Here is a 26,580-nt window from a genome sequence, read left to right on the forward strand (position 1 = left end):
AAAGACAAAATCTTTAACCTTAACGCTGGCATGTATTACATATTACTTGTCTCATGCCTAATTGCCATAAAATATGAAGGCAAGCAAGATATTAATTGGTTGCTGGCCGGCAAATATCTGTAAGACTTGGAAGAAAGCGCAAAAATAGGATTTTCAGGATAATCTGTGCGGCCAATTACCTAGATTCAAAATTTAATTCGCACAAAGAACTATCTTAAAAATTTCCTTGATTTTTTATTTGTTGGATGAATTCCGCTGTGGTATTTGGAACATTGGATTCAATTATTCGATAAAACTAGTATTTTGACTAGTAAGTTGGTGCTTCCACTCTTTTTTTAATTTAATTTGCCCTCAGATTTCAAAGTGTCTAAATGATAAGCTTATTAAATAGGATAAATGACTATTGTCTATACCTTCTGGTGTTTTCCGTTACTTTTGAGAACTGGGATCCATTTAATTTGGTAGGCTACTCGGTCACCTATTTTGCAACCATCATGTATTTGGGAACCTGGGTTCCGTTGATAGCCAGGAATTTTCAATTTACCCCCTTTAAAAAAATTGTGATACCCTTACTGCTCTTTATTGTGGTGGGGTTTATATGTTCTGCCATACACTCGGAGTATGTTCACGAATTGAAATTTGCATACCATTATAGAGCACTTCTTTTAATAGTGCTGATGACATTTATTGCCTCCCATATATACTCCAAGCCAAAAATGCTGCCCCTGGTTTTAAATTGCTATTTGGCCAGTGTGCTTTTGGCATTTTTGCTGATAACAGCAGGCAAAGGCGTTACCTATGAAAATGGTAGGCTGTTGCTATTTGGGGAGAATCCGAATATTATTGGGGCCAAATCTGCTTTGGCCTTCTTAATTACCATTTCAAGGTTAATCAACAAGTTCACTATTAAAAGGGCTGTTGTTATCATAATCATTTGTATGCCCTTTATAAGCATAATAGCAATGTCCGGATCAAGGGGAGCCTTTGTTTCCATGTTTTTGGGGCTCACGGTACTGCTCCTATATAGAAAGACGGATATTCTAAATAAGATGGCGCTGATTATTTTTGGAGTGCTTGCATCCGCCATGCTGATTACCTATTTGCTGGAAACAAATCCGGTTATGGCAGAACGTTTTGCCGCCACAGTGGAAAGGGGGGATATTGGAAGAAATGTACTTTGGGCAGCTGCCATTGAGGTTATAAAGGACAATATTTTTATTGGTGCAGGTTTTGAAGGTGTAAAACCGCGAATGTATGAGCATTCAGGTGTTTTTATGAATCCGCATAACATTTTACTCTATGTTTATATAGCCAGTGGACTCCCTGGAATAATCTTGTTTGTTACTTTTTTGGCCCGTTTGGTTAAATTATTGTTTCTGCACTACAAAAGGTATGGAGATTCTTTGAACCTGGTTATGTTCGTTATCGTTGTGTTTAATATGTCCAAACAAGGTGGTAGCATAGGAAAAACACTGTTCTGGTTCTTTTTTGCGGTGTTGATGGGCTCCACAGCCCATGTAATCTCCAGGGTTAAACAAAAAAAGCTGGCTTAATGAAAATATTGGTAGTATCTAATAATTATCCATCGTTAGAGTATCCAACAAGAGGTGTGTTTGTCTACAACCTAATTCAGCAATTTTGCAAATTGGGACATGAGGTTACTGTAATTTCCCCTAAAAACATCTTGGCTTCCAGTACCAAAAAGGTTGAAACTTATGGAGAGGAGAATTGTACGGTTTACCGCCCTACATTTATCTCGGCATCCGCAAGAAAAATAGGTCCCTTATATACTTATATGATTACCAATTGGGGTCAGGTAAGAGCGGTTCAGAGGACAGTGAGAAAGCACAGTTTGGAGTTTGATTTTGTTTACGCACATTTTATGATGAATGGGATAATTGCCGTAAACGCACTCAAAAAATACAATAAACCGGTGTTCTGCGCTATAGGTGAAAGTAATCTCCTAGGTTTTACTAAATGGTATCCGAAGGATTACTTCAAAAAGAGCAGTCATGGAATTCATGGATATGTAGCTGTTTCAAATAAATTAAAAGATCAATTGGTTGGTTTTGGGATTTCTCCTGATCGTATTTATATGAAACCCAATGCCGTGGACCTAACAAAATTTTATAAAAGGAACAAGAAAGAAATGCGGCAGAAATACAACCTGCCCCCTGATTTGAAATTGGTTGCCTTTGTAGGCAGGTTTATGTACCATAAGGGACCGTTACGTGTATTGGAAGCGGTTAAAAATTTGAATAATGTTGGCGCACTTTTTATGGGCAGTGGTCCTCAAGAACCGGAAGGGGATTCCGTTGTCTTTAAAGGTAGTGTACCATCTTATCAAATACCTGAGTTGCTTTCTGCCTCCGATCTCTTCGTGCTGCCAACACAAAAAGAGGGATCATGCAATGCCATTGCTGAAGCCCTCGCCTGCGGATTACCAGTTGTATCTTCCGATATTCCAGAAGTACGAGATCAATGTACCTCCTCTTTTTCCATTTTGGTAGATCCTTTGGATGTAGAAGCCTTGGAAAAAGGGATAGATACCATTCTGTCCAATGAACAACGAAGAGTTGAAATGTCTAAGAACGCTTTGGAGTATTCCAAGAATTTTGAGATAGGGGAGAGAGCAAGTAGTATACTGAATTTTATAAAGGGTAGTATAGAAGCATAGGATAAGTGGTCTTTTGACCAAGCAAAGTTTATGAAAGAAAAACAGACCATCATCTATATATTATCCAACCAACGATCGGGATCCACGCTCATTGAGAATATCCTTTCAAAATCTTCGCAAATGGTGTCCATTGGGGAATCCTATCTTTTGGGAGGCCATATCCAGAAGACAGGCCCTGGCGGGACTTGGGATTGGAATTGTTCCTGTGGTTCCAGTATGGAAATCTGTGAATTTTGGAAAAAAGTATACCAAAAGCTTGGTGTTTCGGATCCCATGCAAATAAAAAATACCCAGATTGATTCTCCAAAAGGAAAGGAAGGGGCAAATCAAAAGAAAATAAACGAAGAGGCTCGGTCTTTGATGAATCAGGTGTACAAAGCTGTATTTGAAATTACCAACTGTGATGTGCTGGTGGATTCCTCCAAAGAGGCCTTTTACGGGACTTCCCTTTATCAAAATTCCCCATTTGATTTTAAGTTTATCTATTTGAAAAGGGATTTACGCGCTGTGTCCATTTCAAGGGATAAGTGGAGAAAAAAATACAATAAAAAAGACATGAGCCTTCTTAAGTTGCTTGCATCCAACTACCTGCACAGGTTAACATGTAGATCCATGCTGAAGAATGTAAAGAAAGAAGATGTCTTTCATTTAAAATATGAGGAGTTTTTTAAAAATCCCCAGCAGACCTTGGATGATATGTCGAATTTCTTCGGATTTGATAGATACGAGGTCCCTGAATACATGGAACTTAATGATGATCATACCATTGCCGGTACTCCCAACCGTTTTAAGAGGACCAAAATACAATACGATGACCGATGGCATAGTGTTGCCAAAAAGCATCCTCTTTTTAATGGGCTAGGGTATATACTTAATAAATTAGGATGAGCCTTACCAAAAAAATTAAAAAGGCGGGTAAATGGCAGTCATTGTCCGTTATTTCCTTGAACATTTTACAGTTAGCGTATATCGCTATAATGACCAGGCTTCTGTTAAAAACGGATTATGGTTTAATGGCGGTGGTTAATGGAATTATAGGAATAGGCAACATTTTTATTCAAGGAGGTATGGGCTCAGCTTTGATTCAGCGGCAAAATGTAAATAACAAGCACATAAATGGAGCGCTTCAAACCAGTCTCCTAATAGGGTTTGTCCTTTATGCCCTTTTCTATTTTACGGCTCCATTCATTTCTACGGTATATAATGATGCCCGATTGGATGAACTGATCAAGGTAGCTTCTTTAAACCTAATATTACTTTCCCTGAGTAATATTTCAGGTAACTTATTATTAAAAAATTTCGATTTCAAACATGTATCCCTGGTCAACATCACCTCCAATATCATTGGTTACGGACTTGGAGTCTATTTGGCATTTAATGGGTATGGTGTTTGGTCACTTATCATTGCAACACTTCTCGCTTCTTTCATCAGTACGATAGTGTTATTTTACTTTGCACCCATAAAAGTCAGTTTCAAAATCCATTATAGGGAAGCCCGTGAATTGTTTGGCTTTGGCTCCGGTATGATGTTATTGTCCTTTAGTAACTTTTTGTCGAACAAGGGATTGAACCTGGTTTTTGGTAAGATTTTCACGCAAGATATTCTGGGTATTTATGAAAGGACCGCAAGGGTAAAGAATCTTCCAAGTCAATTTCTTGCCAATATTATTAATAAGGTAATGTTTCCGGTCATGTCGGAAATCCAGGATGAAAATGAAAAGCTGGTTAAAATTTACAAGTTTGGCCTGGGATTAAGCAATTCACTGATGATTCCTACCACAGTATTGTTGGTGTTTTTTTCTGCTGAAATTGTACAGATTCTAATGGGGTCCAATTGGGCAGAGGCGGTGCTACCGTTACAAATTATGTTACTGGTCCTTACTTTTAGCAATTCTGGAAAAATGACCGATGCGGTCATTCGGTCCAAAGGACTTATTTACAAGAATGTGACCCGGAAGTATATTTTTACGGTAATTATTATCCTTCTTTCTGGGACCTTAGGTTATTTTTTCGGAATCAATGGAGCCGCCGTAGGAATTGTGATCAGCCATTTTATAAATTATTTAATGATGATCGTTCTTGTGAAAAATGTTTTTAAGGGGACATTTCGGGAATACTTCTTTCAACCCTTTATAGCCGGGTTGAGACTGGGACTATATCTTGGAATTTTGATCGTTGGATATAAATTACTGTTCAATTTATGGGGAAAGACGGACGTAACCATGTTTATTGTATTCGTGGTGGGCTTATTGGTACTATCTGTTGGCATAGTTAGATTTAGACCCTCTCTGTTTGGATATTATCTAAAAGAGGCGATCAACAACACCATAAAAAAGATTTGAAAACGTTCATAGTGTTGAACGTGGCAAACATATTTTGATTACTTAAAAAGATTATACATTTTAAATGTTACTTCAATTATGAAAAGTCAGGATCCAATCAACTTCTGGGGAATAGGCGCACAAAAAGCAGGGACCTCATGGTTATATTACAATCTATCCAAAACCCCCGGTTTTGCTATACCCCCTGTAAAGGAATTCCACTATTTTGACCGGGACACCAAATATCCCTCACCCAACTTCCTTTCAAAGACCAAGATAAAGGATAGGATTGGGAGCACGGCTTATTTGAACAAGGCTGCCAGGTCCATAGGCTCCTCACTTGTGAAAGGGAAAATGAAGCATGTGGCCTTCTCATTCAAATGGTTCTTTTCAGATTACAGTGATGAGTGGTACAAGTCCATATTTGCTCCTTTTAAAGGACTTAAGGGCGAGATTACCCCCAGTTATTCCATGCTGAGCAAAGAGGATATTTCCAGAATGTATGCCATGGCCCCCAATGCTAAGTTGGTCCTGATGCTTAGAAACCCTATTGATAGGGCTTGGTCTCATTTTAGACATACCAAAAAGCGAATTGAAGGTTTTACCCTTGATAATTTTGAGGAGAGTGAAATCTTGGCCTTTATGAAAAGTGAAGGACAGGTGCTACGATCGGATTATGCCCGTACCATTGAAAATTTTACCAGCATATTTCCGAAGGAACAACTGTTGATTGGATTCTTTGATGCCATAGTAGAAGCTCCAGAGCAATTACTGGAGGAGGTAATTCAGTTTATTTCAACCAGCAATGATGCTGAGGAAGGTTTGAACAAATCCTGGAATGCAGATGAAGCCGCAACCAAAAAAGTGGTAAATAAATCCATAGAATTGGATTGCCCTCCAGCAGTTTTGGTTTTACTCAAGGATATGTATCACGATATGATTTTGGACCTAGCCAACCAATATGGTGGCTACTTCAATAAATGGTACTTGGAATCTTATGGTAAGCCTTCAGAAAACCAGGACGATAGATTGTTCTGTACTACCATGATAAAATAGCACCGGCTCAAACCCAACAACCATTGGTTGAAACGGAGAAGCGTATTCGGAGGTGAGGTAGTTATTTGCTGATTTTCATCACGCAAAGGGCCCTTTTTCCAGTATGCACTGAATCAAAACAGATATACTCCCCGCTTGGATCCATTCTGGGGTGCAGGTCACAGCACCAGTGCATAAAGTTTTGGCTTTGGAATCGCTTAAAAGAGTTTAACCGGGCCAAAAGCACCACTTCATTGGTGTTGCAATCCACACTGTACAAATTGGCCATTCTGTATTTATCAGGGTAAGTATCCGTAACAAAGGAATCATCGGTTATAAAACTTTGATGCCCATCTGAATTTAGTCTAGGATAAGCCACTCTTTTGTGTTTTTGCAAAGTGGGCTCCTCAAATAGTACATGGCTATCAATGTTTCCAGTTCTGCAATAAGCGATAATTTGATTTTTATTGTTCCATACATAATGCGAGACCATGTCATTGGTTGGCGCAACATGACATTGTTTTGTCTCCAAATCAATGGTCAACAACCTTGAATGCCTTTTGTTGGTGTATGATACATCGGTCCAGCGATGCAAGAAGGAGATATACCTCCCATCCGGAGAGAACAAGGTGTGGGTTACAAAATGGTGACAATCCTCATACTCCGGGGTAAGCGTACCTATTTTCGTAAGTTCCTTGAGACTAACGAGCAATTCCTTGGTATCCTTATTGACATCACCAAGAAACAATCCGGTGTTGCCCGGTATTTTAGTATCGTTAAAACTGTCATCATCATAAACGGAATAACCATAACCCGGCATCAATCGCTCCAATCTGCCATAGCTAAAAGTAGCTGCATAGTTCCCACAAGCGGAAACAGAATCCATAGGAAAGGACAGGGATTTCTCCGTGTTAGTACTTATATCATAAACAGTGGAAATGAGCTTGTCCCCACTTGCATTATTATAAATGAGGCTGTTCTTCCCCAACCATTGTAAGCGACTTCCCTTGTGGTAATTCCATGCTAGGGTTTCACCAACTTTAACAAAATCCCCCATTTTACCATCAAAAGGAAAATACCCTATTTCTAGAACGTCGCCCCGTTTTGGCATGTGTAAGGGTATAGTCAATTTATTGGCCAAGACCTTCGAACTATCTTGGGAAAAAGGGGATACATCATGAAATCCAAAGAAATGGCCTTCCTTGGCATCTATCCCATTAATCGAGTAGTCTTTTTTATTAGGTAGGATATCAAAAAAAGATTGGTATAAGTTTCGGATAGCAATCTTGATTTTTGGATTGCCTTTTACGATATCGTAAACTAGTTTTTCAATCTTGTTCATTGCGCTGGTACATTGTTTTATAAAGATTTGCTATGCTATTCCAATTAAAGGGTTTTACAACCTTGGTAAAATCCCTATAGGTTTCATAACTGTCGACTATCTGTGATATTCCATCGCAGATTCCTTCCAGATTATCTGGATTTACGGATACACCTACGCCTCTTCCTTCCAAGAAACCGTCTATACCTTCACCCGAGGCATATAGAACAGGTTTTCCCTGGGATAAGGCCTCTATGTATACCAAACCAAACAATTCTCCTTTGGCGGGCATGGCAAAAATATCAGCATGTCGATATGCTTGGAGAAGTTTTTCCTTGTCCTTGATTTTTCCTTTGTAATCTACCCAATCGTTTGATTTGATCTCGTTTAAAAAGCGGTTGTAAAATTCCTTTTCGTATTGGTTTTCTCCTCCAACAACGGTCAGGTGGAACTCCTTATCCGTGGTTTCATTTAATTTTTGAAGGGCCTGAATCAAAGGGAGCACATTTTTTCGTTGCATGATCTGTCCCACGTATAGTAAATTGACTCTTTTGTCCAATGATTTCCCAGATGGATTTTGAAGATTTTCCAGCCAAAAATCGTTGATTCCATTGGGCATGATCTTAACTTTTGGTGAAATCCTGGATACAAACGTATCCGACATCATCTGGAACAGTTTATCTCGATAGGTGGGCGAAATAAAGATAACTTGTTCCGCTTCCTCAAGAACCTTTTTTGCCCTGAATCTTCGGTGATACATATACTTATATTGCAAGGCGATGTCGGTTGTGCGGACGGCCACAATATATTTTAGACCAAATTTCTTCTTTAGATTATAAGCAACCACACCATCTGTAAATAGATTGTGGGCATGTATAAAGTCTATATCTTGATGTGCTTGCTTTTGGATCAGTGCGTTGGTAATCTCCTTGATTTTGCGGAAATAATTATACTTATGGTTGGGTTTTATGACCTTCTCAAAAATCAGCTCTCCTTGATTTAAGTCCACTACATTTTCAGGTTTTCTATCCGTCTTAATGGGAATGTAGACCCGTTGTTCCAAATCAGCATCCAATATGGTATACAATTGGGAGTAGAGATGGTTATCTATATAATATGCATTGAGGTGGAGAATCTTCATTGATAAATAATCTTTGAATTATAGTTAATGTTCAAGCGTTTACGGCTTCAATTTGAACCTCACATAATTGCGCTGCTAAAATACTAGTTTACGGATTACTGGCACCACTATGTCTATGATTTATTCTGAACGTTTAGATGAAGAAAATGTTGTTGAAATGACTTAGGTCAATATGGATAAAGCTGCTTGGTTTTAACATGCAGGAAAATTGGGAATCCAAGTGTCCAATAGCACCATTGTTCTGCTGTAACCCCCAGTTTTAAACCACTTAGAGAAAGCTAGTTTAATTTCGGAACAGCCTGAATTTCAACGATCCAAATCTTTATGAAATGTTAAATAAATATGTAGTTCATCGAATATAAAATCGATGAACATCCAAACCGATGTAATTTACCGTAATTTGAAAACGAATTGAAACCCAATATTGCACTTTAACCAAATTAATGGGCATTTCGTCGAAAAAATTTAGCAGTAATCTATTTATAAACCCTGAATCGAATTACTCGACATTTACTTAACCTAATTATATTGCCATGCTGAACACTAATACCCCACTCAAAGTGTTTTCTTTACTAATTTACATTCTATTATTTAATTTTTCTTGTGCCAAAGACTCGGATTTGTTCTATGATGTTATCCAAGAGGAAACAGAAACGAACAAGGAGATAGAGGAAAGGAACAATGAAGAAGAGGAAGAAGCGTCCACCGGTGAAGAGGATACTTCCGAAGAAGATAATACTTCAGAGGAAGATAATACAGATACAGAAGAAGACAATACTGATGACCAATCCAAGGGACAGGGCTCTTTAATTTGGTATTCAGATTTTGAATCAGATCAATGGAATCTAAGTGGTTCAGGTGACAATACCTGGGAATATGAGGCAAGTAGAGGAGAACCACATACCACCTCAGATTCTAGAGCAGGTTCCAAGGCTGTTCATTTAGGCGATTACAACAACCACGTTACAAGAAATGAGATCCATAGGAATAGATTGTCCGATTGGGGCGAACATTGGATAGGTTTTTCCATGAAAGTAAAGCAAGCTGCCCAAAGCTCCAGGGTTTATGCCCAATTTAGAAACATGAGGCCGGAAGGTGCTCCCGACCACGGAGGTATCAATCCTGTTACCCTACGACAAGGTTCCAATGGAAAAATGTTTTTCGCCACTTCAACGGATGAATCAAAAGTCAATGTGGTTCAAGACAGTGGGGCAAGTACGGGTACCGAAAGTACACACTTCAACTATAATCTTGACGAATGGATTGACATTGTAATCCATTGGGAGCTGGATCCTGCTGATGGATTTTTGGAAATTTGGGTAAACGGGGATAAGATTGTTGATGAAACGGGTACCACAACTTACAAATATGCCAACGTTAGTGGAATTCCCTATACTGGGGAGATCAAGCACACTATTGGGGTTTATTGGTCTTCGCAAAATAATCCTCAAGGAGATGTTTACTTTGATGAATATAAGGTCTGGAAAGGAGCAGGGACCTATGAAAATGTTAGTCCCGGAGGCCTTAGCCCTAACAATTAATCTCAATTGACTGACACGTACTAATTTTGCTAATTCTTGAACCCAATTACACGGCGGTTTAAGAGCAAGATTTCATACAACCTTTGGGAATAAGGATTAACGTATAAGTATCCGTTATGTGGCGGAGAAACGTTTAAACTAAACTTCCATGACCTTTAAGTAAATTGATCAGAAATGCTCAGGTCAAATGAACTTAAGTATGCTGAGATTTGGTCATATAAACCTGTAGCCATAAATCAACATAAGAGGCCAACAGAAAATGCGGATAAGAACTTTGTAAAAAGTAGGCATCGGGCGTTTCTTTCCTTTTTTGGTGCTGAAAACAAAGGTCTCGCTATTTCTTACTCCGTTACCCCCTATGGTGTGCCCAAAAGTTAAAGGGTGTCCATTGATAACGGCATCACGAACCTCACTAAGATCTATTTCCAAAAACTTGGAGAGCTTTTCAAAAATAGCCTCTGGTTTTGCACCAAAATCTTCATATTTAACCAATATCACTTTTTTAGGCCTTACTAATTTAATTAGTCCTATCATGGCATTACCTACCATCCAGGATATGGCTTCCACTGTCATGTACAAAGGGGCCAGTTTTGGATTCAGATAGGTTCTTCGAAGAAACTTATAACCTTTACCCCTTCCTATAAACTTATATTTACTTGCAGCAACTCCATCCGGGTGTTTGACCAAGTGTATGATTTTGGAATCATCATAAAATTTGGCCAACCATAAGGCCCTGTTCGGATTTTTTGATGAATCAAGTATGGCTTTTTTTCCAGCTACCTCCAGCAATCCTTGGGTGAATTGCTCTGTATCTTTCACCAATCCCCTATTAAAATTGGAATTGCCAAATAAGGTGTCCATAAATTCCTTGACATGTCCTGATTTCACTGTGTCTTTGGCAAACTTATCCCAACTCTGCGCGGTTTTTGACTCGTAATTATGTCGAACGCTGGTCCAATAACCGCAATCATTCATTCCCTTTCCGCAGCTACACATAGCATTGAACCTTCCCAGTCCGGAAACCAATTCACCAACGCTCTCAATTGATTTGGAATTTCCAAGCATGGCATCAATCACCGTACTACCACTGCGTCCTCGGCCTGTAATGTATATGTATTTCATTAAGAAATTAAAATTGGTTTTTCCGATTCAAAACTACTGAAAAAATAGTTGGATGATATGCAAACACGTTTAAAGGATTAAATACTCGGGAAACTGAAATTGGCTTACAATTTCTCTTATTTGGAAGCCTATAAAGCTGGCAAATAAAAAAAGTTTTCCCGTTCTTTTTGGTTCCCATTTCATTATTTATTTATACAGATTTTGCCCCACATTTTTACAAAATGTTGAGAACATCTGAATTTATTGCCCCTTCAACAAATACTTTTCGGGTATTGACGTTATGAGTTTTAAATTCAATAAATTGGCGTCTCAAATTTTGAGAAATTTTTGAACTAAACGGGATTAATACATAGATATGATAGTAATTGCAAATGGTGCGTTCAAGTCAGGTTCTACCTGGCAGCGAAATTTGTTAAAAGGCTTGATGGATTTCCAGCCGCTACCTGAAAATTTTCAAAGCAAGAAGCATGATAGCTTTGTTGGCGTTAATCGTTTGGCTGATATTGTTGAATCCCCAGAGATTAAATCCAACAATTATTTGGCAAAAGGCCATATTTATAAAAAAGACCACATAGAATTGCTTGCCAGCAATGTGGAAGATGTAAAAATATTTATGATTCAGCGTGATATTCGGGATGCCATAGTTTCCCATTATAATCACTTCATTAATGTACGCTCTTTTAAACCATCATTTAAGACGTATTATTGGTTGGTTGGACGTTACAAGGCCATACAGCTTGCAAAGTACAATAAGAATTGGGCATCATACCAGAACAATGTCTACCATTCAACCTTTGAATCCTTAAAAAGGGATACTCCTGGAGAATTGAAACGGTTTGCGGAATTTCTCGGTGTTCCTCTAAGCCAGAAGCAAATTGATGACATCATTGAAACCAACAGTATTAAGAAAGTAAGGGAGAATTCTCCCCGCAAATGGTTTTTTAGAAAAGGTGAAATTGGGGATTACAAGAATTACCTAACCCCTTCCATGGAAAAGGATTTAGAAAGAATCAAAAAAAAGAACAACCTTTTGGACAAACTAGGTTACTACATCATTTTTGAACTAAGACGCAGTCTGTCCTAACGGATTATAAGCGCAGCAATAACGCACCCATAAAAAAAGGGTTGGACTTTGTAAAGCCCAACCCTTTTTTACTTTCGATTTATTCACTTATTTGGACAGTGTCACTTTTTCCCAATTTGGAAATACTCAAAGCCTAGTTCTTCCAACGTTTGGTCATCATACTGATTTCGCCCATCAAAAATAATGGGTTCGTTGAGCTGTTGTTTGAGTTCTTCAAAATCCGGAGATCTAAACTCTTTCCATTCCGTAAGCAGAATCATTGCATCTGCATCTTGCAAGGTTTCATATTTGGAATTACAATAGGAAACATTTGGAACGTCTTTCAGATAAAACTCCTGGGCTTCATGCATGGCTTTTGGGTCATAGGCCTGGATACTGGCCCCTCTTTCCACCAAATCCTTGATAATATAGATTGCAGGTGCTTCGCGCATATCATCTGTTTGCGGCTTAAAGGCCAATCCCCAGACGGCAAAGGTTTTTCCTTTAAGATCTTCTCCAAAACGACTGACCACCTTTTTCGCTATAACAAACTTCTGATCATCGTTAACGTCTTCAACCGCACCAATTATTCTAGCGGAATACCCATGTTCCTGGGCTGTTTTTTTCAGTGCCTTGACATCTTTTGGAAAACAGGAACCCCCGTATCCACTTCCAGGATAGATAAAACTATATCCAATTCTACTATCCGAACCAATTCCAATACGAACTTTGTTTACATCCGCACCCACGAGCTCACAAATGTTGGAAATTTCGTTCATAAACGAAATTTTAGTAGCCAACATGGCATTGGCAACGTATTTGGTCATTTCTGCAGAGCGAACATCCATGGTAATCAAACGATCCGTGCTACTTCTAAAAAATGGGCTGTACAAATTGCGCATCTTTCTTGTGGATTCTTCATGATCGGAACCTACTACTACACGATCGGGTTTCATGAAATCATTGATGGCATCACCCTCCTTTAAAAATTCAGGATTTGAAACCACATGAAAATCAATGTCTACATTTCGGGCATCCAGTTCTGTTTGAACCGCTTCCCTGACCTTGTCTGCAGTACCTACGGGTACAGTTGATTTATCAACAATAATTAATGAATGCTGCATATTCTGCCCAATCTCTTTGGCCACTTGCAACACATATTTTAAATCGGCTGAGCCATCTTCGCCCATAGGTGTACCCACAGCGATAAATGCGATATCGCATTTATTAAGATTTTCTGCCAATTTGGTGCTAAAGAGTAGTGTTTTGTTTGCAATATTTCTTTCGACCATGGCCTCTAAACCTGGCTCATAAATTGGGATGATTCCGTTTTTAAGATTTGTGATTTTCTTTTCGTCCACGTCGATACAGGTAACTCTGTTACCCATTTCAGCGAAACAAGTCCCACTCACAAGACCTACATATCCGGTACCAATTATTGTAAGATTCATTTTATGTTATTTTTAAACAATGTAAATGTCATAATAATGACAGAACCATTAAATTATTATTTAAGGAGAAATAAATTTGTTTTAGACGATTTTGATTTTTCATTGGAAAACATAACAAAACCTACGGCTAGATGTTAACTTTTAAAGTGCAGCGGACAATTCCAACTAAATTAAATGGGAGTTATTGTCAAAAACTGGCACATGTAATAGCCAGGACTAAATAATCATACCAGCGGCAACCGTTTCGTTGGTGTTTTCGTCAATTAGAATTAAATTCCCTGTGCTTCTATTATCCCTATAGGAGTCTATCATTAAGGGTTTCGTTGAACGTATACGCACTTTGCATATATCATTCATGACAATTTCCTTGTCTTCCAAATTACGTCCAAGAGTCTCAATATCAATTTTGTACAGCACTTCTTTGATCATGGCTGTTTGCTCGTTGCTTGTATGTTTTAAGGTATATTTTGCCCTTGGTTTTGCAGGATCGTTGTTCATCCAACATAACATTACCTCCAAATCTTGAACCGGTTCGGGCTTGTTGTTAGATCTTACGATCATGTCGCCTCGACCAATATCGATATCGTCTTCCAAAGTCATTGAAATTGACATCGGAGCGTAGGCTTCTTCAAGTTGGCCATCTGGACCTTCAATGGTTTTAATTTTTGAGGTAAATCCAGAAGGCATTACGGTCACTTCTTCACCTGGCCTGAAAATTCCACTGGCTATTCTTCCAGCGTAACCGCGATAGTCAATGAATCCTTCGCGTTGAGGACGCAATACGGTCTGTACTGGGAATCGCGCATCCACGCTGTTGAAATCACTACTGATATGAATGGTTTCCAAGGTGTGCAACAAAGGTGCGCCTTTATACCAAGGCATATTTTCGGACCTGTTCACCACATTGTCCCCCAGCAGGGCACTAATTGGAATAAAGCGTACGTCCTTCACCAACAACTTTGATGAGAAATCTTGAAACTGCTTTATGATGTCATTATATACTTCTTCCTTGAAATCTACCAAGTCCATTTTGTTGATACAAACTACCAAATGGGGGATTTGTAATAGGGAAGCAATAAATGAGTGCCTCTTTGTTTGTTCAATAACGCCATGTCTGGCATCAATAAGAATAATGGCGGCATTGGCGGTTGATGCACCGGTGACCATATTTCTTGTATACTGAATGTGTCCGGGTGTATCTGCAATAATGAACTTTCTCTTTGGAGTGGTAAAATAACGATAGGCCACATCAATGGTAATACCTTGCTCACGCTCATCTTTTAAACCATCGGTGAACAATGCCAAATCCAAGCCTTCATGGCCTTTTTTCAAGCTGGTGTTTTCAATGGACTCCAGTTGATCTTCAAAGATCGATTTAGAGTCATATAGAAGCCTTCCGATAAGTGTGCTTTTTCCATCATCAACACTTCCGGCCGTTGTAAATCTTAATAGTTGACTATTGTTTAATTCCATATCTAATTTTCTAAAAATACCCTTGTCTTTTTCTATCTTCCATTGCGCTTTCAGAGCGTTTGTCATCGGTTCTGTTACCTCTTTCGGTTTTTCTCATACCAGAGACTTCCGCGGCAATTTTTTCCAATGTATCGGCATCCGATTCTATACCACCCGTGATGGTGATATCCCCAAGGGTTCTAAACCGAACTTTCTTGGTAACTATTTCTTCACCATCCTCAAGCTTTAAAAACTCAGAATTGGGAATCCAGGAATCGCTTCTCCATACTACTTCCCTTTCATGGGCATAGTACAATGAAGGTATTTCAATTTGTTCCCGTTTGATATAGTTCCAAACGTCCATTTCAGTCCAATTACTTATAGGGAAAGCTCTAAAATGTTCTCCTTCAAAGTGTTTTCCGTTGAAAAGGTTCCACAGCTCGGGACGCTGGTTTTTAGGATCCCATTGGCCAAAATCATCTCGGTGCGAAAAGAAACGTTCTTTTGCCCTCGCCTTTTCTTCGTCACGCCTACCACCACCAATGGCACAGTCTACTTTGTGTTCTTCAATGGCATCAAGAAGGGTTGTAATCTGCAGCGCATTCCGTGTTGCACTTTTTCCTTTCTCTTCAGCAACCCTACCTTGGTCTATTGATTCCTGAACAGAACCTACAATAAGGTTGACACCAAGCTCCTTTAAGATATCATCCCTGAATTTTATGGTCTCCGGAAAATTGTGACCCGTGTCCACGTGCATCAGGGAGAAAGGGATTTTGGATGGGAAAAACGCTTTTTTTGCCAAGTGGGTCACTACAATGGAATCCTTTCCTCCTGAAAAAAGGATGACCGGATTCTGAAATTGTGCCCAGACCTCTCGCAATACGAAGATGGCCTCGGACTCTAACTCGTCTAAATAGTTTAAATAGTACTTACTCATTTTTGAGTCTTATTTGGTTCTTTATCTTATTATATATGATGTCAATAGATTCTTCTATTCCGTATTCATTTGAGACTTCAACATCAGGATTCTTAGGTGCTTCGTATGGTGCTGAAATTCCGGTCATGTTTTTAATCTCACCTTTACGTGCTTTTGCGTAAAGTCCTTTTACATCCCTTTGCTCGCAGACCTCCAAACTGGTGTTTACAAACACTTCAATATAGTTATCGGGTCTTACGGTTTGTTTTATAAACTCCCGGTCTTTTTCATAGGGAGCAACAAAGGCCGCAAGGGTTACAACGCCCGCATCAATAAAAAGTTTTGAGACTTCGGCTATACGCCTAAGGTTTTCTGATCGGTCTTCTGGTTTAAAGGTTAGATCGCTGTTAATACCTTTGCGAACATTATCCCCATCCAGAACATAAGTTTTAACATCGTCCTGATACAATCGCTGTTCCAAGGCATTGGCCAAAGTGGATTTACCAGAACCTGAAAGCCCAGTGAAGAAAATAAGAAGTGAATTGTGTCCACTTAATGTTCTCCTTTTTCCTACGTCAATTTTATAGGAATGGGCAATTATATTCTTTTCCATGTTTTTGATCTAATTATTTTGTCAAGTCCAAAGTTGATACGATACCAAGCCCTTTCATGGTAATAATACAAGATCATTTTGGTGATTACCTCTAGGGTTCCAATCTTCAATCCTGTAAGCGGGTTTCCTGAGATTATCCAAGAAATGATGATTGTATCAAGGGTGCCAATCGCACGCCAGGAAACTGTCTTGAACAAATGTCGTTTTCTACTTTCGGGCATCTTGATCCTTACCCAAGCCCGTTCGTGGAGGTAATACAAAATCATTTTGGTAAAAACCTCCGAAAAACCAATCTTAAGCCCTGTGGCAGGGTTCCCGGTAATAATCCAGGACAACACTACGGTGTCCAAGGTTCCTACTAACCTCCAGGTGATAGTCTTGGCAATATGTCTTTTATGGGATATTCTGCCCATAAATCCAGAGATCTTACCCACAGCTTATTGGCTTACTAAAAAATAGGGATTCAACAAATTTTCTTTATTATATGGTAATTCCTCATTGGTCTGCTGGGAAATCACCTTTAATCCAACTGCATTGCAAATTGCATGGCCGGCTGCAGTATCCCACTCCATGGTAGGAGCAAATCTAGGATAAAAATCGGCCTTACCTTCGGCGACAAGACAGAATTTAAGCGAACTTCCTTTGGAAACAACTTCTATTTCATCAAAGTCACTTTCAATGGATGAGATAAAATCAAGTGTATCTTGGTTCATATGCGAGCGACTGCCTACAACGCGGGCCAACGCTTTACTTGTTTTACTCATAGAAATACGATCTTCTTCCGCAAATAGTTCATTTGTAAGATTGAGTTCTTCATCGAGGATGGTTTTATAGGCAATCTTTTTTGTCACATCTGCATAATAAAGTTCACGACTTACAGGAACATAGATTACACCTAGAACAGGTCTTCCCTTTTGGCAAAGCGCAATGTTCACTGTAAATTCGCCGTTCCGCTTGATAAATTCCTTGGTGCCATCCAGCGGATCTACAATCCAACATTTATCCCAATGCTTTCTATCATCGTATTCCAGGTTTTTGTTCTCTTCGGAGATAATAGGGATGTCGGTTTCAATCAGATATTGATTGATAAGGGTGTTGGCCGCAGTATCCGCCTCAGTAAGCGGTGAACGGTCATCTTTTATTTCCAGTTCGAAATTGGGTTTTCTATAAATTTCCATAATAGCCGAACCACCAGAGATGGCGGCTTTGATAGCTATTTCAATAGGGTCGGTAATTGATTGCGTGTTGTTTTTCATATGATGACAAAATTCAAAAATACCATCAGTAATAACAATTTTTGACACGTTTTTACGGTGTACGTTTAAAAAAATCGATTATCATGATCAATTCTAAATTTTAAGGACGCTCCAAGGGGGTGAGAGTATCGGATGAAAGGAAAAAATTACAAATTAATAACAATTTACGTTAGTAAAAATCTTAAACCTTATAATATTGTTTGTACCAGTTTATAAATTCTTGCACCCCATGCTCTATCTGCGTATCAGGGCGGTAATCATAATCTTTGATCAGCTCATCTACATTGGCCCAGGTTTTGCTGACGTCACCAGGTTGCATGGGTAGCATTTCTTTTTTGGCTTCAATCCCCAAGCTTTTTTCAATTGCTTTGATGAATTTCATTAGCTTAACGGATTTGTTGTTTCCAATATTGTAAACCTTGTACAGCTCACTTGCAGATTTTCTTTCGGTAACATCCTTGACCACAACTCGTACCACGCCTTCTACAATATCATCAATAAAAGTGAAATCCCTTTCCATTTCTCCGCTGTTGAATACCTTAATAGGTTTGCCCTTTAACATTGCATCTGTAAAAAGGAACATGGCCATATCAGGTCGTCCCCATGGACCATATACCGTAAAGAACCGAAGACCTGTTGTCAAGAAACCATATAAGTGACTGTAGGTGTGTGCCATGAGCTCATTGCTCTTTTTGGTGGCAGCATATAGGCTAATGGGATGGTCAACATTATCTGAAGTATTAAAAGGTATCTTTTTGTTTAAGCCATACACACTTGAACTACTGGCGTATACAAGGTGTCTCACCTTATTATGTCTGCAGCCTTCGAGTATGTTCAAGAAACCCACCACATTGCTATCTACATAAGCTTCCGGATTTTCTAGACTATATCGCACACCGGCCTGTGCTGCAAGATGACAAACCACATCAAATTTTTCGGTCTCGAATAATTTGGGTAATTGATCGCGATCTTCCAGATTCATTCTAACAAATTTGAATTGGGACGAATGAATCGAGCTTTCTGAAACAGAATTGAATTTTTCAGCTTGGGAGGAATCTATCCCCAGTTCTTTTAACCGAGCATATTTGAGACCGACATCGTAGTAACTATTAATGTTGTCCAGTCCTACTACTTGACAGTTTTGAGCTATCAACTGGGCTACTGTATGAAATCCAATGAACCCAGCTGCCCCAGTTACCAATACCTTCATTCAATTCTGTTTTTTGAGGTTATACTATTTAATGTATGGATTCGATTTTATTGAGCGGCCAAATTAAATAATTACGAGGAAAGTATACCTTATTTATAGTACCCTTAGTTGTAATACCCGATAAACGGATGAACGGTAATACCCGACCTTCTTTATTTGGAAATGATGTGGTCAACTAAATGGTAATGGTATTCAATCGATTTTTTTTACATGTTTGGCGAAAATCACATGGTTTTGATCCTAACTCTATGTTAAGTTGGTAACTTTAGTTTTTAATGTGACTCTTGAGTTAATTTTCAACGAATTGCAGTCCCCTTAATTAAAAGTTTTTAGTACCTGATTTGATAAAATCTATTAGTTACAACTAAAGTAAAACCGCTGAACTTGGAAACCGAAATTCAATCTAAAATATGGCTGTCCTCGCCGCATATGGGAGGAACAGAACTTTCTTTTGTTCACGAGGCCTTTGATACCAACTGGGTAGCGCCACTGGGACCAAATGTTACTGGATTTGAGGAGGACATTGAAAACTATCTGGGACATGATGTAAATGTTGCAGCATTGAGTTCGGGTACCGGGGCCATACATTTAGGACTTAAGTTACTTGGAGTTTCTGCTGGGGATGAGGTGCTTTGTCAAAGTTTTACATTTTCTGCTTCGGCAAACCCAATTACTTATCTCGGGGCTAAACCAGTCTTTATTGATAGTGAACCGGAAACCTGGAATATGTCACCAAAGCTTCTTGAGGAAGCAATCATTCAAAGAATATCATCTGGCAATAAGCCGAAAGCCATTGTAACCGTTCACCTCTATGGAATGCCATATAAGGTAGAAGAGATTCATGCCATAGCAAACGATTATGAGATTCCGGTTTTGGAAGATAGCGCAGAAGCCCTGGGCAGTACTTATGGTTCGAGGGCGTGTGGTACTTTTGGGGATATAGCCATATTGTCGTTCAACGGAAATAAGATTATAACAACTTCTGGAGGAGGTGCCTTGGTATCCAAAAGAAAAGAGTACCGGGATAAGGCAATTTTTCTGGCCACCCAAGCTAGGGACAAAGCAGTTCACTATCAACATTCAGAGATTGGACATAACTATAGAATGAGTAATGTTTTGGCCGGAATTGGAAGAGGCCAGATGCAAGTTTTGGATGACAGGGTTGCAGCTAGAAGAAACAACTATAGGTTCTATACCGAACAACTTCGTGAATTTGATGAAATAACCTTTCTGGACGAGCCTTACGGGATGTTCAGTAACAGATGGTTGAGCTGTATTCTCACACCTTCCTATGAGGTAAGGGAAAAGATACGTGTGGCCTTGGAGCTTGAGAATATCGAATCCAGACCACTCTGGAAGCCCATGCACCTGCAACCCATTTATCAAAAAGAAGTTTGCTTTTCCGATGGCACCTCGGAAAACCTCTTTCAAAGAGGCTTGTGTCTGCCAAGTGGCTCCAATCTAATGGAACAGGACTTGGAGCGCATTATTAAAATAATAAAAATTGCTCTTTCATGATACAGAACTACCTAACTAACACTGTTGAAAGGTATGCCTCCAAATGGCTGGTGTTGGCAATTGACGTGGTCATTGTGGCATTTTCATTTGTACTATCGTATTTTATACGTTTCAACCTGACTTTCAATTTTGACGTAGATAAACTCTTCGTGCAATTGCCATGGGTCTTGTTCATTGCCTTGATTTCCTTTTTAATGATAGGCTCTTATAAAGGCGTTGTACGGCATACGGGTATGCGGGATGTATACAATATCTTCAATGCCATTTGCTTGGCAAGTATCTTTACGATTTTCCTTGTACTTGCTAACAGAAAATTTCAGTTGGCGGACAATTTTACCATTCCCTTGTCCATCATTATAATAAACAGCCTTATTTCTTTCGTGGCCCTAGTAGCTTCCAGGTATGTGTTTAAAACACTTTTTCATGGATTTGTAAATGAGAATGGATTTAACTCTGCCAAAAACGTGGTGATTTATGGTGCAGGTAATTCCGGGATTTTGACCCACGGAGCACTGACCAACCATTCTAAGAGTAATGTTAAAGTGGTAGGTTATGTAGACAAGGACAGGAAGAAAATAGGTAAGTTGATCAATGGAGTCAATGTTTATGGCCCAGAGATACTGACCAAGGATTTCATTTCCAAAAAGAGAATTTCCGAAGTCATATTTTGTATCCAAAACATAGATCATAAAAAACTTAACCAGTTGGTTGAGGGCTTGGTTGATTTCCCCGTACTGGTTAAAATTATCCCTCCGGTTGAAGACTGGATCAATGGCGAATTAAAGGCCTCACAAATTAAAACGGTTCAAATTGAGGATTTACTGAACCGCAAACCTATTGCCATTACCAATTCCAAAATAAGTGAGGAAGTAAAGGATAAAGTGATTTTTGTTACCGGGGGCGCTGGATCAATCGGAAGTGAGATCGTAAGACAAATATGCAGATACAATTTCCGCTCTCTGGTAATAATTGATCAGGCGGAATCAGCATTGTATGATTTACAGCAGGAATTGAAACAGAAGGGGTATCATAATTTTATTCCTATCGTGGGAGACGTGAGGGATAAAAATAGGATGAATTATATCTTCCAGGAGCACAAACCGGATTTGGTTTTCCATGCAGCTGCTTACAAGCATGTACCTTTAATGGAGTATAATTCCTATGAAGCAATTAAAATAAACATTGCAGGCACAAAGACCATTGTGGACCTGGCAATACAATATAATATCGACAAATTTGTACTGGTATCCACAGACAAGGCGGTGAACCCCACCAATGTTATGGGAGCTAGCAAAAGAATTGCGGAAATCTATGTGAGTTGCAAGCAGCAAGAAAGCAAGACAAAGTTTATCACAACCCGTTTTGGCAACGTATTAGGTTCCAATGGATCCGTGATTCCCTTGTTCAGAAAGCAAATTGAACATGGTGGACCAATTACCTTAACCCATAAAGATATTACGCGTTACTTTATGACAATTCCTGAAGCTTCCCAATTGGTTTTGGAAGCTGGAGCTATGGGTGAAGGTGGTGAAATCTTTATTTTCGATATGGGTGAATCTGTGAAGATTTACGACTTGGCAAAGAACATGATCAAGCTTTCAGGCCTGAGTTACCCTGAGGACATTGACATTAAAGTGACCGGTTTAAGACCAGGGGAGAAGTTATACGAAGAACTACTGGCCAATGGTGAAAATACATTGCCTACCTATCATGAGAAAATAAAAATAAGCAAGACAAGGGACTTGGATTATGTAGACTTGCGATCTAAAATTGATGAACTTTGCATAAGTAACTTATTTTTCAGTGAAAATACTATTCAACTAATGAAAAGTATAGTTCCTGAATATATTTCAAAAAATTCAAAACTTTGCGAATTGGATAAAGATGAAAAGGTTAGTTTTGACAATAGTACCCTTACAACGGTAAAACCCAACTAGTTCGTGATTTTTAAATTAAAATTAGATAATCAACATGTTTAGATTTAACAGCCGATCAATCAAAAGTTATAGCTTTTGTTTATTGTTTCTAGTTCTCGCTTCATGTGCCTCTAGAAAAGATGTAGTCTACTTTCAGGATACAGGGGACTTTGAGACTTTGGTCAATAACAATACTTCCGTGTCAAAATTTAAAGTGGATGATTTGGTTTCCATTCACGTATCTTCCTTAAACCCTGAAGCCAGTGCACCTTTCAATTTGTTCAGGGGAGCTTCGGAAAGTGGGTTTAGACCAGAACAGGTAGATTATTTGGTGGATCAAGATGGGGAAATTGATTTCCCGGTTATCGGTAAGTTAAAAATAGAAGGCTTGTCCCCAGAGGAATTGAGAGCTGTGCTACGAGATCGTTTATCCGATTATTTGAAAGACCCGATTATAAATATAAGACTCCGTAATTTTACAATTACGGTACTTGGAGCCGTAAACAGGCCAGGTACGTATCCAGTAAATGGAGAACAAATAACCATTTTGGAAGCATTGGGTCTTGCTGGGGACTTAACTATACGGGGTGTTCGGGAAAACGTATTGGTGGTTAGGGATTTTAATGGGACAAAAGTGTACACTCGTATCAATTTGACCTCTAAGGAGATGATAAAATCACCTGTGTATTACTTAACCCAAAATGATGTGGTATATGTGGAGCCCAACAAATCTGGTATTCAAGAAACTTCATTGGATGAGAGAGCATCTATCTATGTCTCTATTATCTCGTTGGTGATTACTTCCACGGTATTGATGATTACAAGAAGTTAAATTGGATTTTAATGAAAACTGAAAATTCGGAAGCTCTCCATAGTAACGAGACTACCAGCGACCTACTTAAGCCAATTTTGAAAAATTGGAAATGGTTTGTTGCATCCATATTTGTCGCTATTTTACTTGCATTTTTATATATCCGCTATGCTGTGCCAGAATATGGCATACATGCAAAAATTAAGATTCTGGAAGATCAAAACTCGACTTCGGAGCTGGGAGCATTCAGCGACCTTGGAGTTTTAGGTGGAGGTCGAAACAATGTACAGGATGAGATTGAATCCCTTAATTCCAGGATGAATTTGATGAAGGTAGTCGAAGATTTGGGACTGAACACAAAGGTAATTGCTCTCGGAAGCATAAAAAACACCGTATTGTATGACGACCAGCCCTTCAACGTAAGTTTTTTGGCCCCTGATTCCATAGTACAAAAAACGGAACACGAATTTTTCGTCACCTTGGACTCCCAAACCTCGTTTGATTTTGCCAACGAGGAGGATGCTCCTTTTTCCAAAGAATCCTTTGGGACACCAATTGCCTCTTCTTTGGGCGATTTGATCATAACGCCAAAGAGCACTTTGGATATTGGGAAACTCAAGGGAAAAAAATATAAGGTCAAAGTAAGTCCTATAGCAAATGTGGCGGAATATTATCAGAGAAATATTCTGATTACGGTTACCGACATGCTTTCCAACATTATTTCAATCAACCTGAATGATGCGGTAAAAAAACGAGGCAAGGATGTCATAAATACACTGATTTCCATCTATAACCAAAATGCGGTTGATGACAAAAAGGCAATCGCCGATCGGACCTCGAGTTTTATCAACGACCGAATAGCTGATATTTATGGTGATTTATCCAATGTGGATCAAAGTGCTGAGGATTTTAAATCGGGTAGGGGAATTACCGACATAGGTGCCCAAACCAATGTAAATCTGAACATTGGTGCTACCAACCAACAAGAACTTCAAAATGCCTCCGTTCAATTGGATATTGCTTCCAGTATGAAAGACCTTGTGGACGGCGAGAACGGGTACGAGTTGCTTCCTACCAATGTAGGACTTAACGACGAAACCATTGCAGGTACAACAGCAAGATATAATGAATTGGCATTGGAGCGTAAAAGGCTTCTTGAAAGCTCCAATGAAAAAAACCCCATTATTGTCAACTTAGACAGGCAGTTAGATGGTTTAAAGCGTAGCATGAAGTCCAGTTTAAATAGTGTTGAAAACAATCTAACGCTTCAAGTTAACAGTCTTAGCAGTCAGTTATCTAGAATAAATTCCCGAATATATTCTGCACCTAAAAATGAACGGGCGCTGCGTGATATTACGCGTCAGCAGCAAACAACGGAGTCGCTATATCTGTATTTATTGCAAAAAAGGGAGGAATCACAGATTACCTATGCTTCTGCTTCCCCAAAATCGAAAATTATTGATTCAGCTTATCTGATGAGCAAAGATCCAGTTTCTCCCAAGAAACCGGTTATCTATTTAGCTTCATTCATTTTGGGTCTTTTGGTTCCATTTGGTTTTTTCTACCTGAAAGATATGATGGACAATAAGGTGCACAACAAGATAGAGCTGGAAAAGGCAATTTTCAACAAGGCACCTGTCATTGCAGAATTGCCTAAAATTGGCAAAAAAGCAAGCAAATTGATCAATGGGATGGATCGCTCCGTTTTGGGCGAATCCCTCCGTATATTAAGAACCAACCTGAACTATGTTCTTAAAAACAAGAATGGTCAGGAACGTGGTCACATGATTCTTGTTACCTCCAGTGTCCCAGGTGAAGGAAAAACGTTTATATCCTCCAACTTGGCAATGGTATTTGCCAGCACAAAAAAGAGAGTGCTACTGGTGGGAGCGGATATCAGAAATCCCAAACTTCAAAACTTCTATTCGGATTTAGGACTAAGGATGAACGGCGAATTGGGAGCTAATGGTAAATCCAAAAGGGGCTTGACAGAATTTCTGCATGATGATAATCTTCAGTTCAAGGACACAATTACTCCAGCTATCATCAATGACAACAAGGTGGATATTGTGTTTTCTGGAAAGATTCCACCAAACCCTGCCGAGTTGCTTATGAGTGGTAGATTAAAGGAATTTATGGATCTGGCCATTGAAAATTATGACTATGTAGTAGTGGATTCTGCCCCAATGCTTGTGGTTACGGACACCTTATTGATAAGCGATTTTGCTCATCAAATTTTATATGTTACCAAGGCTGGTGTCACCGACCGTAAGGTATTGGAGTACCCCATTAAGCTAGTGGATGAAAAAAAGGTCAAAAACCTATCCTTTGTGGTAAATGGTGTTAAGGAGACCAATTTGGGGTATGGACGAAACTATGGTTATGGCTATGGAAGAACAGTCAAGAAGTGGTGGAACTTTAATTGATCAATAAAAGGTCTGAATCGTATTTTCTATAACAGGTAAGATTTTGCCCAGCACTTTTTGGGATACATTGATTTCCTTTAAGGCAGTAATATGTCGTATATGATGAGCATCTGAAGCACAGTAGTCGTAAAGCTCGTCATCCAACAATTTCAGGGCTACCTTTTGTATTTCAGAACCGTAATATCCAGAAACAGATAGTAGGTTTAGTTGTAGCTGAACCCCATTTGATTTTAACTCCGAGTAAATTTGGGGTTGTTGATGAAAATAGCTGTATCGCTCAGGATGCGCTAAAATGGGAAAGTACTTCTGCTCAAAGATTTTTTTGACGGCATTGTCAAAGCCAAAGGCAGGCTGTAAATACGACATTTCTATTAGAAGATGCTCGGTTTTTAGTGGTACAAACCCTTTGTTTTCCAACAAAGACTCAAATTCGTCATCAATCATATGTTCCGCGGCATAATCAATTTTGACATTTTCAACGTCTTGTTTCTCCAATTCACTTTGAAGTAGCTCAAAGGAAGTTTTAATTGAATAGGGAGTATTGGGATAATAGTGGTTCATGATATGCGGTGTAAACACAAAATTGGTCACTCCGTAAGCCGCAAATGCATTGATGAGCGATAAGGATTCATCCACCGTTTTTGCACCATCATCAATACCCGGTAGAATATGGTTGTGAATATCTACCAGCCCATGAAGATAATCCGCTAAAAAAACTTTTCTATTAAAAAAGTTGAACATGAATAAAATTTGGAATCCAAAGATAATGGATATCTCGACTACACAAAGA

Annotated in this window: 22 protein-coding genes; 11 read left to right on the forward strand and 11 right to left on the reverse strand. The window is 39.0% G+C overall.

What is annotated here, in order from left to right; all coding sequences use genetic code 11:
* The first annotated feature begins 371 nt into the window (after positions 1 to 371).
* From FGG15_RS01280 to FGG15_RS01300, 5 genes are all read left to right on the forward strand, one after another.
* Entirely contained in the window at positions 372 to 1,553 is a 1,182-nt protein-coding gene (locus tag FGG15_RS01280) for an O-antigen ligase family protein (RefSeq protein ID WP_138832406.1), read from the forward strand.
* Positions 1,553 to 2,677 (forward strand): glycosyltransferase family 4 protein, encoded by a 1,125-nt coding sequence (locus tag FGG15_RS01285; RefSeq protein WP_138832408.1) that lies wholly within the window; start codon positions 1,553 to 1,555, stop codon positions 2,675 to 2,677. The genes FGG15_RS01280 and FGG15_RS01285 overlap by 1 nt, the downstream gene beginning before the upstream one ends.
* A gap of 30 nt (positions 2,678 to 2,707) precedes the next feature.
* Complete coding sequence (locus tag FGG15_RS01290) at positions 2,708 to 3,565, forward strand: sulfotransferase (RefSeq protein ID WP_138832410.1); 858 nt, start codon at positions 2,708 to 2,710, stop codon at positions 3,563 to 3,565.
* Entirely contained in the window at positions 3,562 to 5,019 is a 1,458-nt protein-coding gene (locus tag FGG15_RS01295) for a lipopolysaccharide biosynthesis protein (protein ID WP_138832412.1), read from the forward strand. The genes FGG15_RS01290 and FGG15_RS01295 overlap by 4 nt, the downstream gene beginning before the upstream one ends.
* A 78-nt stretch (positions 5,020 to 5,097) precedes the next feature.
* The gene (locus FGG15_RS01300) at positions 5,098 to 6,054 is read left to right on the forward strand and encodes a sulfotransferase domain-containing protein (RefSeq protein WP_138832414.1); all 957 of its coding nucleotides are present in this window, start codon (positions 5,098 to 5,100) and stop codon (positions 6,052 to 6,054) included.
* Positions 6,055 to 6,115: 61 nt separating this feature from the next.
* Here the strand turns inward: FGG15_RS01300 and FGG15_RS01305 are convergent, their stop codons facing one another.
* Positions 6,116 to 7,375: a hypothetical protein gene (locus FGG15_RS01305; protein ID WP_138832416.1), complete on the reverse strand. Its 1,260-nt coding sequence runs from the start codon at positions 7,373 to 7,375 to the stop codon at positions 6,116 to 6,118.
* Positions 7,362 to 8,495, reverse strand: a complete 1,134-nt coding sequence (locus FGG15_RS01310; RefSeq protein WP_138832418.1) for a glycosyltransferase family 4 protein — start codon at positions 8,493 to 8,495, stop codon at positions 7,362 to 7,364. The genes FGG15_RS01305 and FGG15_RS01310 overlap by 14 nt, the downstream gene beginning before the upstream one ends.
* A gap of 533 nt (positions 8,496 to 9,028) precedes the next feature.
* On the opposite strand from FGG15_RS01310, the gene FGG15_RS01315 reads away from it, so the two are divergent.
* Positions 9,029 to 10,036: a heparin lyase I family protein gene (locus FGG15_RS01315; protein ID WP_138832420.1), complete on the forward strand. Its 1,008-nt coding sequence runs from the start codon at positions 9,029 to 9,031 to the stop codon at positions 10,034 to 10,036.
* Between the two features lie 213 nt (positions 10,037 to 10,249).
* Here the strand turns inward: FGG15_RS01315 and FGG15_RS01320 are convergent, their stop codons facing one another.
* Positions 10,250 to 11,158, reverse strand: a complete 909-nt coding sequence (locus FGG15_RS01320) for a sulfotransferase family protein (RefSeq protein ID WP_138832422.1) — start codon at positions 11,156 to 11,158, stop codon at positions 10,250 to 10,252.
* A gap of 355 nt (positions 11,159 to 11,513) precedes the next feature.
* Between FGG15_RS01320 and FGG15_RS01325 the strand changes: the two genes are divergently transcribed.
* Positions 11,514 to 12,242 carry a sulfotransferase domain-containing protein gene (locus FGG15_RS01325; protein ID WP_138832424.1) on the forward strand — a complete coding sequence of 243 codons (729 nt, stop codon included), beginning with the start codon at positions 11,514 to 11,516 and terminating at the stop codon, positions 12,240 to 12,242.
* A 101-nt stretch (positions 12,243 to 12,343) separates the two neighbouring features.
* Here FGG15_RS01325 and FGG15_RS01330 read toward each other — a convergent pair whose 3' ends face one another.
* The 7 genes from FGG15_RS01330 to FGG15_RS01360 all read right to left on the reverse strand — a co-directional run bounded on the left by FGG15_RS01330 (position 12,344) and on the right by FGG15_RS01360 (position 19,119).
* Complete coding sequence (locus tag FGG15_RS01330) at positions 12,344 to 13,672, reverse strand: UDP-glucose dehydrogenase family protein (protein WP_138832426.1); 1,329 nt, start codon at positions 13,670 to 13,672, stop codon at positions 12,344 to 12,346.
* 216 nt (positions 13,673 to 13,888) lie between these two features.
* A complete protein-coding gene (locus FGG15_RS01335) occupies positions 13,889 to 15,145 on the reverse strand; it encodes a sulfate adenylyltransferase subunit 1 (RefSeq protein ID WP_138832428.1) in 1,257 nt (418 codons plus the stop codon).
* 10 nt (positions 15,146 to 15,155) lie between these two features.
* Entirely contained in the window at positions 15,156 to 16,061 is a 906-nt protein-coding gene (gene cysD / locus FGG15_RS01340) for a sulfate adenylyltransferase subunit CysD (protein ID WP_138832430.1), read from the reverse strand.
* Entirely contained in the window at positions 16,054 to 16,653 is a 600-nt protein-coding gene (cysC, locus tag FGG15_RS01345; RefSeq protein WP_138832433.1) for an adenylyl-sulfate kinase, read from the reverse strand. The genes cysD and cysC overlap by 8 nt, the downstream gene beginning before the upstream one ends.
* Positions 16,638 to 17,066, reverse strand: a complete 429-nt coding sequence (locus tag FGG15_RS01350; protein ID WP_138835341.1) for a DUF2061 domain-containing protein — start codon at positions 17,064 to 17,066, stop codon at positions 16,638 to 16,640. Before FGG15_RS01350 ends, cysC begins: the two co-directional genes overlap by 16 nt.
* A 24-nt stretch (positions 17,067 to 17,090) precedes the next feature.
* Positions 17,091 to 17,909: a 3'(2'),5'-bisphosphate nucleotidase CysQ gene (gene cysQ / locus FGG15_RS01355; protein ID WP_138832435.1), complete on the reverse strand. Its 819-nt coding sequence runs from the start codon at positions 17,907 to 17,909 to the stop codon at positions 17,091 to 17,093.
* A gap of 181 nt (positions 17,910 to 18,090) precedes the next feature.
* Positions 18,091 to 19,119 carry an NAD-dependent epimerase gene (locus FGG15_RS01360; protein WP_138832437.1) on the reverse strand — a complete coding sequence of 343 codons (1,029 nt, stop codon included), beginning with the start codon at positions 19,117 to 19,119 and terminating at the stop codon, positions 18,091 to 18,093.
* 429 nt (positions 19,120 to 19,548) lie between these two features.
* Between FGG15_RS01360 and FGG15_RS01365 the strand changes: the two genes are divergently transcribed.
* Genes FGG15_RS01365 through FGG15_RS01380 form a run of 4 tightly spaced genes read left to right on the forward strand, consistent with a single transcriptional unit; the run spans position 19,549 to position 25,790 of the window.
* Positions 19,549 to 20,637, forward strand: a complete 1,089-nt coding sequence (locus FGG15_RS01365) for a DegT/DnrJ/EryC1/StrS family aminotransferase (protein ID WP_313790985.1) — start codon at positions 19,549 to 19,551, stop codon at positions 20,635 to 20,637.
* Positions 20,634 to 22,574 (forward strand): polysaccharide biosynthesis protein, encoded by a 1,941-nt coding sequence (locus FGG15_RS01370; protein ID WP_138832439.1) that lies wholly within the window; start codon positions 20,634 to 20,636, stop codon positions 22,572 to 22,574. Before FGG15_RS01365 ends, FGG15_RS01370 begins: the two co-directional genes overlap by 4 nt.
* Before the next feature lie 34 nt (positions 22,575 to 22,608).
* Positions 22,609 to 23,385 (forward strand): polysaccharide biosynthesis/export family protein, encoded by a 777-nt coding sequence (locus FGG15_RS01375; RefSeq protein ID WP_138832441.1) that lies wholly within the window; start codon positions 22,609 to 22,611, stop codon positions 23,383 to 23,385.
* A gap of 11 nt (positions 23,386 to 23,396) precedes the next feature.
* Entirely contained in the window at positions 23,397 to 25,790 is a 2,394-nt protein-coding gene (locus tag FGG15_RS01380; RefSeq protein WP_138832443.1) for a GumC family protein, read from the forward strand.
* On the opposite strand, the gene FGG15_RS01385 is transcribed toward FGG15_RS01380, so the two are convergent.
* Positions 25,791 to 26,531 (reverse strand): tyrosine-protein phosphatase, encoded by a 741-nt coding sequence (locus tag FGG15_RS01385; protein WP_138832445.1) that lies wholly within the window; start codon positions 26,529 to 26,531, stop codon positions 25,791 to 25,793.
* Positions 26,532 to 26,580: the final 49 nt, after the last annotated feature.

Origin of the sequence: Flagellimonas algicola, assembly GCF_005937185.1 — a bacterium.
In the GTDB taxonomy this organism is placed as follows: Bacteria; Bacteroidota; Bacteroidia; order Flavobacteriales; family Flavobacteriaceae; genus Flagellimonas; species Flagellimonas algicola.